This window comes from Streptomyces umbrinus (assembly GCF_030817415.1).
GTDB lineage: Bacteria > Actinomycetota > Actinomycetes > Streptomycetales > Streptomycetaceae > Streptomyces > Streptomyces umbrinus_A.
Genome location: NZ_JAUSZI010000002.1, coordinates 1892599 through 1903686 on the forward strand (window position 1 = coordinate 1892599; position 11088 = coordinate 1903686).

Sequence of the window (11088 nt, forward strand, 5' to 3'; positions counted from 1 at the left end):
GTTCAGTACGCGGTGAGGTCGCGGACCTTGGTCACGACCTTGTCGACGGTGGGGATCACCTGCTCTTCGAGCGCGTCCGCGAAGGGCAGGGGCACGCATTCGGCGGCGACCCGGCGCACGGGCGCGTCGAGGAGGCCGAATCCCTCGTCGGCGACGACCGACACGAGCGTGCCGCCCCAGCCGCCCTGGTACGGGTTCTCCTCGACGGTCACGAGCCGCGAGGTCTTCGCGAGGGAGCCGAGTACGGTCCGGGTGTCGAGCGGCACCAGACAGCGCAGGTCGATCACTTCTGCCTCGATGCCCTCCTCGGCCAGCCGTTCGGCGGCGGTGAGCGCCACCGGCACCATCGAGGCGAGGGCCACGAGCGTGATGTCGGCGCCCTCGCGCACGACGGCGGCCCGCCCCAGCTCGACGACGTGGTCCGGCGGCGCGGGCGCTCCCTTGGTCGCCAGGAGTCCCTTGTGCTCGAAGAAGACCACGGGGTCGTCGCTGCGGATGGCGGCCGCCATCATGCCGACCACGTCGGCGGGTGTGGCCGGTGCCGCGATCTTCAGTCCGGGGACGGTCAGCGCCCAGTTCTCGGTGGCCTGCGAGTGCTGAGCGCCGAAGCCGAGCCCGCCGCCGTTGGCCGTACGTACCACGAGCGGCACGGTGACCTGACCGCCCGTCATGTACCGCACCTTGGGTATCTCGTTGGCGAGGTAGTCCCAGCAACAGGCGAGGAAGTCGGAGAACATGATCTCGGCGACGGGCCGCATGCCGGTCATCGCGGCGCCCATCGCGGCCCCGACGATGGCCTGTTCGGAGATCGGCGTGTCCCACACCCGCCCGGAACCGAACTCCTCGTACAGCCCGGCGGTCGTCTTGAACACCCCGCCCGCCGCGCCGATGTCCTCGCCCAGGCACACCACCGTCGGATCGCGCCGCATCTCCCGCGCGATTCCCTCGGCGACCGCCTGCCGGTAGGTGATCACGTCCGCCACGCCGCACCTCCGTCGGCCCATACGTCGGTCAGCGCTTCCCGGGGATCGGGCGCGGGCGCGTTCTTGGCGGCCTCGATCGCCGCCTGGACGAGGCCGGTTGCGCGCTCGTCGGCCTCGATGACCGTGCCGGCGGGCACCCCTAGTTCGGCGAGGCGGCCGCGTGCCACGTCCAGCGGGTCGTGCTTGAGCCAGCGCTCGACCTCCTCCGCCGGGCGGTACGTCGCCGGGTCGGCGCGGCTGTGGCCGAAGTGCCGGTAGGTCTGCGCCTCCAGCAGGCTGGGCCCGTCTCCTGCCCGGGCCCGACCCGCTAGCCGGGTCACCGCCTCCTGGACGGCGACCACGTCGTTGCCGTCGACGATCTCGCCGGGGATGCCGTAGGCGGGCGCCCGGTCTGCGGCGGGGTTGGCCACCGCTGTCACGTCGGCGATCGGGGTGTACTCCATGTAGAGGTTGTTCTCGCAGATGAACAGCACGGGCAGCTTCCACACGGCCGCCAGGTTGAGCGCCTCGTGGAACGCGCCGATGTTGGTCGCGCCGTCGCCGAAGAAGGCCACGGCGATCTGTTCGGTGCCGCGCAGCCGGGCCGACCAGGCTGCGCCGACCGCCATCGGGAGATGGGCGCCGACGATCGCGTACGAACCGAGCATGTTCCGCGATGCCTTGGTCAGGTGCATCGAGCCGCCCTTGGCCTTGCACAGTCCGGTGGCGCGGCTCATGAGTTCGGCCAGGCACTCCTCGGGGGTCGCGCCGCGGGCCAGCGCGTGGTGGTGGCCGCGGTAGGTGGCGAAGACGTAGTCGTCGTCGCGCAGGGCCGTGCTCGCGCCGACGGCGATGGCCTCGTGTCCGGCGGCGAGGTGGGTGGTTCCCTTGACGAGGCCGGACATGAACAGGTCGTGGGCGGCCTTCTCCGTACGCCGGATGACGGCCATCTGCTCGTACAGCGCGAGGAGTTGGGCCGCGTCCGGGTGAGGGGATTCCGTCATCGTTCCCCCCTGCCCTCGCGGGTGTTGAGGTGGGACTGGGACTCGCGCCGGGTGTTGAGTTCGCCGCCGACGGTCCAGTACTTGCGGCCCGCGACGAGGAGTTCCTCGGCGGGGAACTTGGTGATCACCTCGCACCCGTCGGCCGTGACGACGAGTTCCTCCTCGATGCGCGCCGCCGACCAGCCGTCCGCCGCCGGCCAGTAGGTCTCCAGGGCGAACACCATGCCCTCTTCGAGGACTTCGGGGTGGTCGAGCGAGACGAGGCGGCTGAAGATCGGCTTCTCCCAGATGGACAGCCCCACCCCGTGCCCGTACTGCAGCGCGAAGGCGGCCGTCTCGTCCGGGAAGCCGAACTCCTCGGCGCGCGGCCAGACCTGGACGATGTCGGCGGTCGTGGCGCCGGGTCGGACCAGGGAGATGGCCTCGTCCATGTAGGCGCGGCAGCGGATGTACGCGTCGCGCTGGGCGGGCGAGGCGCTGCCGACGGCGAACGTGCGGTAGTAGCAGGTGCGGTAGCCGAGGTGACTGTGCAGGATGTCGAAGAAGGCGGGGTCGCCGGGGCGGATCAGCCGGTCGCTGTAGACGTGCGGATGCGGTGAACAGCGCTCGCCCGAGATGGCGTTGACGCCTTCGACGTACTCGCTGCCGAGGTCGTAGAGGACCTTGCTGACGAGTCCGACGCACTCGTTCTCGCGTATGCCCGGTCGCAGGTGGGCGTAGAGCTCCTCGTAGGCGGCGTCGACCATCGAGCAGGCCTGGGTGAGCAGGGAGATCTCGTCGGGTGTCTTGACACGGCGGGCCTCCAGGAAGACCTGCTGGCCGTCGACGACGTCGATGCCCTGTTCCTTGAGGGCGTGCAGGACGGGCATCTCGGCGAGGTCGACGCCCAACGGCTCGCCCGCCAGGCCGTGTTCGCGCAGTTCGGCGGCGACCTTCGCCGCGACGTCCGCGCCGATGCCGGCGTCCGGGTGGAAGGCCCCGCGGAGGGTGGAGATGCCGGCGCGGGCGCCGGTGGGCGGGCCTTCCTTGCCGTCGCTGTAGTCGAGCCAGGGGTTGTAGAGCTGGTGGTGGCGGGCGGCCGAGCCGAAGTCCCAGACGATCGGTTCGCCGCCGCGGACGAGCAGCGCGAAACGGATCAGCTTGTCCATCGCCCAGGTGCCGATGTGGGTGGACGACATGTAGCGGATGTTGGCGAAGTCGAAGCTGAGCAGCGCTCCCAGCTCGGAGCGGTTCAGTGCCTCGTGGAGCCGGGCCAGCCGCTGCGTGCGCAGCCGGTCGAGGTCGATGCGCTGTTCCCAGTCGACGGCGTTCGGTCCGAATGTGCGGATTGCCATGACGACCACCACCCTCATTCGGAGTGAACGACCGTCCGGGGAAAGTGTCAACCCATACTGAACACGAACCAGACGCCGACAGCGGGTTCACTGCCGTCGTTGCGATACCGGTGCGGGGTCGTCGACTCGAAGCAGACCGCGTCGCCCGGCCGGATCACGTACTCCTCGAAACCGAGTGTGAGGACCAGTTCGCCGGAGGTCAGATAGCCGTACTCCGTCCCGGGGTGCCGCATCAGGCCTCCCGCGCTGGAGGATGTCCCGCCGGGCCGGTAGGTCACGCGCAGGAAGTCGACGTCCGCTCCCGGAACATGGCCGAGACGCTCCCACACAACACCCGAGTCCAGCTCCAGCACCTCCCGCTCACCACCTCCGACCAGCGGTCCGATCCTGCGGCCGGGGTCGGCGGCGAAGGCGGCGAGGGCGTGCAGCACGGTGTCGGGCGGTGCGCCCACGACCGCGGTCGCCGGGGTTGGGGCGGTCTCCCCCTCCGCGTCGAAGAGCGACTCGACCGGGATGGAGAGCGCGGTGGTGATCGCGTACAGGGTGCTGACCGAGGGCTGGCTCTTGCCGGTCTCGATCTGGGAGATCAGGCTCGCGGAGACCCCGATCTCCCGCGCGAGGCCACGCAGGCTCACCCCCCGCGCCGTACGCGCCTGCCGGATGCGCGCGCCGACGGGCGGCACGACCACAGGGGACACGGACGGCTCCTTCCGCAGATACGTTCACACTCATTGAACAGCGTGGCCGGAGAAATCGGGAGCGTTGCTCGAAAACGGCGTACGCCGACTACGCCACGACACCGTCCATGGACCTGGCGCAGATCAGCCGAAGCCGCGCACGACCGCGGGTGAACGCGCCCTCGGCCGCCTTGACCGAGATCTGATGGATGCGGGCGAATTCCAGAGTGGAGATCCCATGGGCGCGGGCGAGCACGACCTGCCGCTCGCGGCCCCGCAGGAGGTACACCTGGCGGAGCAGCCAGCGCCCGAAGTCCCTGTCGCACACGCCCTCGTCCGGGGTCTCGGGCGTACGGACATCGGCGGTGCGGGGCAACAGCCGTCTGCTGCGCTCCTGTTCGCGGTGGTTGTCGACGCAGAGGCGCAGGGCCACCGAGGTCAGAAAGGGACCGATCCGCTCCGGGTCAAGATCGCCGCAGGCGGCGGCCCTCAGCATCGCCTCCTGTACGCAGTCCTCCGCGTCCTGCGCGTCCTGCGCATGCGGAAGCCGCCGACGGACGAGTCTCATCAGCCGCTCCCGGTGGCCGGCGATCACCTCCCAGGAAAGGGCCCTTCGTAACTCCTCCTGGGATTCTTGGAGTTCACGGTCGCCGAACCCGGACTCGCCTGAGGTCTCCGCCCAATTCCCGTGAACCATGGCCCCGGTCTGTCCGAGCGGGGAGAGCGAAAAACCAGGGGCCTTCACCTTTCATTCGTCCGCATGAAGAACGGACGATCACATTCCGAGACCCCGGGAACCATGCTCCGGTTCTTCGGTGAGGAGCGCGAAATCAGTGATGACAGGGGCAAGTTGACCGGACAGCCACAGCGGAAGCTGGTCCCGCCGGTGCGGGTCTCCGGGGATGCCGCGTGTGCCCAGGGGCACGGTCCAGAGGCTGTTCTCGCGGCGGGCGAGGTCCCAGACGTACCGGGCTGACGGCCCTCGGGAGCTGAGATCCGTCAGGCCTGGCGTGCTCGACGTGGCCAGCACGCAGTCGTGGTCCCCGCCGAGGCCGGGCCACTCCTCGCCCTCGGCGGCGGGCAGGATCCGGGAGGGGGCGAGCCGGTGCAGTTCGCCCCAGGTGACGGGCTCCAGGCGCGCCGTCTCCTCCAGGGCCGCCCGGACGACCGCCGTGCTGTCCAGCCCCGGGAGCAGCTCGGTGGCCAGCAGGTTCTCCAGCGCGGAAGCAACCTTCGCGGTGAGGTTCAGCCATGGCTCGAACACCACGGGATACTGCAGGGGCGGCACGGCGAGACTCTGCAACTCCGGTGCCGTCGCGACCCGTTGTACGACCGCGGAGCGCAGCCGCGCGAAGTCCGCGGCGGCGGTGCTGTCGGCGTCCATGTGCCGGTTCCAGGCCAGCAGCCGCGCCCTCAGTCGCGTCGCCTCGTGGCCGAGTCCGTCGAGCCGTGCCACTCGCTCCAACAGGGGTGTGGCTGCCGCGAGTTGGGTGTCCATGTGGATGGCGGCCATGTCCTGGGGCGCCCACTGCCGTGACGCGCGCAGCAGGCCGTCGATACGGTCGGCGCGGTACGGCGGGGCGAACTCCGTGCCCAACGGCGCGGCGAGGCCACACTCGTTGGCCATCACCGCGATGCCGGCCACCTCGGCGCGAGGTGTGTCGTGACGGCCCTGCCACTCGTGCCCGCTCCGCCAGGCGGGCACGACCCGCAGCCCGTTCTCCCGGTGCCGTACGGGCACGTATCCGGCCACCCGGTGCAGCAGGCCGCCGGACGTGTCCGCTGCGTGCACGACGTTCACCGGCTCGATCCAGCGGTCGAGCGCCCGGTCCACGTCCGCGACCGTACGGGCCCGGAGGAGCGCCGGGAGCACGTCGAACCCCAGGTCCTCGGTGACGCGGGGCGGGTAGCGGAGGCTGATGCCTTCGGAGAGCGCGGCGGGCCCGGAGTCGCCCTCGGCCCTCTCGGCGGGTCCGTCGATGACGACCGGCCCGCGCTCCGTCTCGATCACGTCGATCTCGACCGGGTCGCCGCCCGCGACCCGGATGGTCTCCCGGTGATGGGCGGCCGGCCGCCACCCCTCGGGCCCCAGCGCCTCGATGCCGTCATCCGATGTACGCAGTTGCTCCCGGTAGAGGTCGTGGTAGTCGGACATGGCGTTGGTGATGGCCCAGGCCACGGTCCCGGTGTGGCCGAAGTGCGCGATGCCGGGCACCCCGGGGACAGCGAAGCCGACGACGTCGTACTCCGGGCACGAGAGGTGGATCTGCTGGTAAAACCCTGGGTCCTGGATGAAGCGGTGGGGGTCGCCCGCGATGAGCGCGGCCCCGGACTCGGTGCGGTCGCCCGCGACCATCCAGCCGTTGGAGCCCGAGGTGGCGGGGCCGTCCGCGGCGAACAGTCCGAGGGCCTCGTCGCCGAGTCGGCGTGCGACCTCCTCGCGCCAAAGCTTGGTGGGGAATCCGGCGAAGAGGATGTGGTGGGCGAGCCAGACTCCGAGGGGCGTCCACTTCTGCCAGGTCCCCGGGGCCAGTCCCGTGGCCGCGAACTCCGGCGCGTCGGCCACTCCCCGCTCAAGGCCGGCGTTCACCCCGTCCACGTACGCCGACACCCAGGCCGCCGTCTCCTCCTCCAGCGTTTCGAAGCAGCGCCGGGCCGTGTCGTCGAGCCGGGCCCGGCGGACGAAACGGTCCCAGGGGACGGCGGCCGCCCCGAGGAAGGAGGCCGTGGTGCCCTGCGAGCGATGCCTTTCGGCCTCGATCTGCCAGGCCCGGTCACGCGCCGCGTTCTTCCCCTGGGCGAAGGCCAGTTGCAGCGGATCGGAGGCACGGAGATGCGGAATGCCCCAGGCGTCCCGGTACGTACTGCTCGCCATGATCCTCGCTCCTCGAACTCCTGGTAACCGGGCCGAACCGGCCACCTGACGATCCACCACTCATCAAGTTAGCTTAGGCTAAGCTAACTTCCCTCAATCGGACTCGGCGCACACGCCATCAGGGAGGAGTCCGCCCATGGGCTTGCCGGTCATCAACTCCTATCCCATGCCCGACCGTTCCGCGGTGCCCCCGTCGGGCCCGCCCTGGACGATCGATCCGGCACGGGCCGCGCTGTTGATCCACGACATGCAGAACCACTTCGTCCAGGCCTTCCCGCCGGACTGCTCGCCCGTCGTGGAGCTGCTCGACAACAGCGCCACCCTGCGCGAGCTCGCGGGGACGCTCGGCATGCCGGTGGTGTTCAGCGCCGAGCCGGCCGCCCAACGCCCGGGCCAGCGAGGGCTGATGACCGACATCTGGGGCCCGGGCATCGGTCAGGAGCCCGGCGACGACGCGGCGATCGTCGCGGAACTCACGCCCAGGGTGGGAGAACACGTGTTGGTGAACGTCCGCCACAACGCCTTCCTCCGCAGCCATCTGGGCCGGCTGCTGCGCTCCGAGGGGCGCGACCAGCTGATCCTCTGCGGGGTACGGGCGCATCTCGGCATATTGCTGACGGCCGCGGACGCTTTCATGAACGACATCCAGCCGTTCGTCGTGGCCGACGCGGTGGCCGACTTCTCCGCCGAGGACCACTCCATGGCACTGCGGTGGATCGGACGCACCAGCGTGGTGTGCACCACCGACCAGCTGATCCGCCAACTCCTGCACGGCAGGGCGGCACAGAGCATGTGATGCCTTCGCCGCCCTCGCCCTCGCCCTCGCCGACGCGGGTCGTTCACGAGCAGGGGCGACCCGGGTAGTCGTCGCTCTCCGGTACGCCCGCCTCGCGCATCCTGCGCACGACCTCCTGCCGGACACGCTCGTCGTCGATGTCCACAAGGCCGTTGGCGTCCCGGTCGAACACCAGGATGTCGTCGGCGGTGTCCCAGAGCACCCACCGGTGCGGGTAGGGCGAGCCCTGCCACAGGTGTGCGTACCGGGTGTTGTCGTTGTCCGTCCGCGTGCTCACGACGCGGCCTCCTCGGTCTCACGGCCGTCGACGAACGTCGCGACCACCTCGATGTCGCCGATGCGCGAGACGTCGACCCTCCTCGGGTCGTCGCCCAGGACGACCAGGTCGGCGCGTTTCCCCGGGGTCAGACTCCCCGCGCTGTCCTCCCAGTGGCAGGCGAAGGCGCCGGCCACGGTGTACGCGCGCAGAGCCTCGTCGACCGTGATGCCCTCGTCCGGGCCTATGACCTGACCCGACTCGGACGCGCGCTCGACCATGAACTGCACGGCCCTGAGCGGCGATCCGTCCGCGACGGGCCGGTCCGAGCTGCCCACGAGCGTGATCCCGTGCTCCAGGAATCCCCTCCCCCGGTACAGCCAGTGCGCCCGCGCCTCCCCCATGATCGTCGCGTAGTCGTCGCCGAAATAGCGCAGGAAGTTCGGCTGGATCACGGCCGTCACGCCCAGCCGCGCGAAGCGCTCCAGCTGGTCGGGCCGGATCAGGCCCGCGTGCTCGATGCGGTGCCGGGCGCCCGGGCGCGGCCGTATTCGCTGCGCCCGCTCCAGGGCGTCCAGGGCGACATCGGCCGCCCGGTCGCCGATGGCGTGCACGGCGAGCTGCCAGCCCGCGAGATGGCCGTCGACGATGGTGTCCGCGAGGGTCTCGGGGTCGTCCTGCAACTGACCCGTGTGGTCGAGCCCTTGGTACGGGCCGGTCAGCGCGGCGGTACGGGCCATCATGCCGCCGTCGGTGTAGATCTTCAGCGCGCCCACGGAGAGCCGGTCGTCACCGAACCCGGTGCGCAGACCGAGGTCGAGGGCGCGGGGAATACCGTCGTCCTCGTGCGCGGTGACGGGGCGCAGCCGGTCCGCGGACACCATGAGCTGCACCCTGAGCGGCAACTTGCCCTGCTCCTCGGCGAGTTGATAGGCGCCGAGCTCGACCGGGCTGTGGCCGAACAGCACGCCGCCGATGCCGGCCTCCGCGCAGGCCGTCACTCCCTCGGCCAGACAGGTCCGGGCGGCCAGCCCGATCGCGTCGGCCAACTCCTGCTGGGAGTACGGCAGTCGAAGCGCCCGCGCGGCTCCCATGGCACCCTCGGCCAGGAAGCCCTCCTCGTGCGGGAGTTCGGCGGGCAGCAGGTCCAGGACAGCCGTGTTGACCATGCAGCCGTGTCCGGAGTCGTGCATCATGAAGACTTTTCGCCCGGCGCTGACCTTGTCCAGTTCGGCGGCGGTCAGATGGCGTCCGAGGCCGCGCTGGTCGTACCCCGCGAGGTCCGCCCAGCCCCCTTCCGGCGTACGAGCCACCGCCTCCGCCACGGCGGCGAGCACGTCCTCGACCGACGTGCACGGCGCCACGCTCGGCGTGCCCGCCTTGAAACCGGTCCAGGCCAGGTGCACATGGCTGTCGATGAACCCGGGCAGCACGGTGGCGCCCTGAAGGTCGATCACCTCGCGGGCCGGCAGGGAGGTCACGGCTTCGTCCAGGCCCACGATCCGGCCCCGCCAGATGCCCAGGTCGTGGGCCACGGGGTGGTCCGGATCCATGGTGAGGAAGCGGGCGTTCGTCAGTCTCGTACAGAGCATCAGCGGTGTTCCCCCGGAGTGGTCGGCAGGGTCACACGTCCATGGACGCCGCGAGGGACCGGGGGCGCAGATCGGTCCAGTTGGCCTCGATGAAGTCCAGGCACGCCTCCCGGGTGTTCTCGTCGAAGGCGACCGTCCACCCCCCGGGCACCTCGGCGAAGGACGGCCAGAGTGAGTGCTGGCCCTCGTCGTTCACCAGAACCAGGAAGCGGCCTTCGGTGTCGTCGAAGGGGTTGGTGCTCATGTATCGGTGGCCCTTTCAGGAAGCGCATCGGGGATGGAGCCGGGGTGGAATCGGGGATGGAGAGGAATGCCATGATTAGGTTAGGCTCGCCTAATTAGAAGCGAGCTTAGCCTTTGCTCCTTCCCTCTCACAAGGAGACGTTCATGCGCCTGGCGATCGAAGGGGTCCGGCCGTGACCGATGCCGTTCCCGGCCTCGCGGCCGACAGGGAGAACGCCTTCGTCGCGTTCGGACTCCCCGGCGGACCAGGCACCGACGAGTTCTGGGCGGCGGCGGGGACACCCGCGTCCGTACCTGCCGACGGCGGCGGTTGGGTGACCTTGTTCCTGTGGCGCGGCTCTCCGGCAAGCATCGAGTTCGAGAGCTGGTCGGAGCCGGTACCCCTGCGCCGGTGGGGCGACACGGACTGCTGGTACGCGGAGGTGCCCATGCCCGAGCGGCTGCGGGTGACCTACCGGTTCCTCGCGGGCGACGAGGCGCACGCCGACCCGTTCAACCCGGTCGGTGCGGGCGGCGACCGGTCCATCGCCGCGACCCCGGACGCCCCGGCCCAGCCGCACTGGCCCGTCATCGGCGCCGATGTCGTACTGCCCCTCCCGCTCACCCGGCTCCGCTGGACCAGTGAACGGCTCGGCGGGCGGCGCACCGTACGGGTCCATCCAGTGGGCGGCGGCGGACCGGTGGTCCTGCTGCTCGACGGGGACGACTGGCTGTACCTGCACCCGGCCATGACCGCGTTCGACTCGGCCGTCGCCAGTGGTGAGATGCCCCCCGTCACCCTCGTCTTCCTTCCGAGCAAGGACAGGGCGGCCGAGTTCGCGTGCAGGCGGGAGCTCTGGGAGGCGATCCGGGACGAACTGCTGCCGCTGGTGGCGGAGTCCGACGTCCCCTCCGACCCGGACCGGCTGGTGGTCGCCGGGCAGAGCCTCGGGGGGCTGAGCGCGCTGTACGCGGCGTTGGAGTTCCCGGAGCTGGTGTCGCGTGTCGCCTGCCAGTCGGGGTCGTTCTGGTGGACGCCCGATGCGATGGGTTTGGCCGACCCGTTCGGCGGGCCGCTCGGTGGGTCCATCGCTGCCCTGTTGCGGGGCCGGGGGCCCGCCGGACTGGCCGGGCTGCGGGTTGCGTTCGATGTGGGGGAACACGAGACGCGGATGTTGCCGCACTGTGAGTTGGTTGAGGCGCTGGCCTCGGAAGCTGGGGCGGCTGTGCGGGTTTCGCGGTCGGCCGCCGGCCATGACCGGGCGGGGTGGCGGGAAGCCCTGTTGAGGGATGTGGCCTGGGCCCTCGCGTAGGCGCTCCGCGGGGCACGGTTGCTGTCTGCGGGTCCGGTGGGGGCTGGTCGCGCAGTT

General features: G+C 70.7%; 11 protein-coding genes. 2 read left to right on the top strand and 9 right to left on the bottom strand.

Annotated elements, in window-relative coordinates:
• Window positions 1-2: 2 nt before the first annotated feature.
• The 6 genes from QF035_RS09100 to QF035_RS09125 all read right to left on the bottom strand — a co-directional run bounded on the left by QF035_RS09100 (window position 3) and on the right by QF035_RS09125 (window position 6852).
• On the bottom strand, window positions 3-983 hold the full coding sequence (locus QF035_RS09100; RefSeq protein ID WP_307519492.1) for an alpha-ketoacid dehydrogenase subunit beta: 981 nt from the start codon (window positions 981-983) through the stop codon (window positions 3-5).
• Entirely contained in the window at window positions 971-1966 is a 996-nt protein-coding gene (locus QF035_RS09105; RefSeq protein WP_307519494.1) for a thiamine pyrophosphate-dependent dehydrogenase E1 component subunit alpha, read from the bottom strand. Before QF035_RS09105 ends, QF035_RS09100 begins: the two co-directional genes overlap by 13 nt.
• Window positions 1963-3300 carry a M24 family metallopeptidase gene (locus QF035_RS09110; protein WP_307519496.1) on the bottom strand — a complete coding sequence of 446 codons (1338 nt, stop codon included), beginning with the start codon at window positions 3298-3300 and terminating at the stop codon, window positions 1963-1965. The genes QF035_RS09105 and QF035_RS09110 overlap by 4 nt, the downstream gene beginning before the upstream one ends.
• A gap of 47 nt (window positions 3301-3347) precedes the next feature.
• Window positions 3348-3998 (bottom strand): helix-turn-helix domain-containing protein, encoded by a 651-nt coding sequence (locus tag QF035_RS09115; protein WP_307519497.1) that lies wholly within the window; start codon window positions 3996-3998, stop codon window positions 3348-3350.
• Window positions 3999-4086: 88 nt separating this feature from the next.
• Window positions 4087-4674, bottom strand: a complete 588-nt coding sequence (locus QF035_RS09120; RefSeq protein ID WP_307519499.1) for an RNA polymerase sigma factor — start codon at window positions 4672-4674, stop codon at window positions 4087-4089.
• Between the two features lie 78 nt (window positions 4675-4752).
• Window positions 4753-6852: a penicillin acylase family protein gene (locus QF035_RS09125; RefSeq protein WP_307519501.1), complete on the bottom strand. Its 2100-nt coding sequence runs from the start codon at window positions 6850-6852 to the stop codon at window positions 4753-4755.
• A 136-nt stretch (window positions 6853-6988) separates the two neighbouring features.
• Here QF035_RS09125 and QF035_RS09130 point away from each other — a divergent pair, with 136 nt between their 5' ends.
• A complete protein-coding gene (locus tag QF035_RS09130; protein ID WP_266752504.1) occupies window positions 6989-7648 on the top strand; it encodes an isochorismatase family protein in 660 nt (219 codons plus the stop codon).
• A 43-nt stretch (window positions 7649-7691) separates the two neighbouring features.
• Here the strand turns inward: QF035_RS09130 and QF035_RS09135 are convergent, their stop codons facing one another.
• Genes QF035_RS09135 through QF035_RS09145 form a run of 3 tightly spaced genes read right to left on the bottom strand, consistent with a single transcriptional unit; the run spans window position 7692 to window position 9740 of the window.
• Window positions 7692-7925: a hypothetical protein gene (locus QF035_RS09135; RefSeq protein ID WP_055612544.1), complete on the bottom strand. Its 234-nt coding sequence runs from the start codon at window positions 7923-7925 to the stop codon at window positions 7692-7694.
• Window positions 7922-9496: an amidohydrolase gene (locus QF035_RS09140; protein WP_307519504.1), complete on the bottom strand. Its 1575-nt coding sequence runs from the start codon at window positions 9494-9496 to the stop codon at window positions 7922-7924. Before QF035_RS09140 ends, QF035_RS09135 begins: the two co-directional genes overlap by 4 nt.
• 31 nt (window positions 9497-9527) lie before the next feature.
• Complete coding sequence (locus tag QF035_RS09145; protein ID WP_307519505.1) at window positions 9528-9740, bottom strand: MbtH family protein; 213 nt, start codon at window positions 9738-9740, stop codon at window positions 9528-9530.
• A 172-nt stretch (window positions 9741-9912) separates the two neighbouring features.
• Here QF035_RS09145 and QF035_RS09150 point away from each other — a divergent pair, with 172 nt between their 5' ends.
• A complete protein-coding gene (locus tag QF035_RS09150) occupies window positions 9913-11031 on the top strand; it encodes an alpha/beta hydrolase-fold protein (protein WP_307519507.1) in 1119 nt (372 codons plus the stop codon).
• Window positions 11032-11088: the final 57 nt, after the last annotated feature.

Bases quoted from the DNA above. Each gene is read 5' to 3' on its own strand.
- QF035_RS09145 (WP_307519505.1), bottom strand. From the start codon at position 9,740: ATGAGCACCAACCCCTTCGACGACACCGAAGGCCGCTTCCTGGTTCTG.
- QF035_RS09105 (WP_307519494.1), bottom strand. From the start codon at position 1,966: ATGACGGAATCCCCTCACCCGGACGCGGCCCAACTCCTCGCGCTGTAC.
- QF035_RS09120 (WP_307519499.1), bottom strand. From the start codon at position 4,674: ATGGTTCACGGGAATTGGGCGGAGACCTCAGGCGAGTCCGGGTTCGGC.
- QF035_RS09140 (WP_307519504.1), bottom strand. From the start codon at position 9,496: ATGCTCTGTACGAGACTGACGAACGCCCGCTTCCTCACCATGGATCCG.
- QF035_RS09110 (WP_307519496.1), bottom strand. From the start codon at position 3,300: ATGGCAATCCGCACATTCGGACCGAACGCCGTCGACTGGGAACAGCGC.
- QF035_RS09130 (WP_266752504.1), top strand. From the start codon at position 6,989: ATGGGCTTGCCGGTCATCAACTCCTATCCCATGCCCGACCGTTCCGCG.
- QF035_RS09125 (WP_307519501.1), bottom strand. From the start codon at position 6,852: ATGGCGAGCAGTACGTACCGGGACGCCTGGGGCATTCCGCATCTCCGT.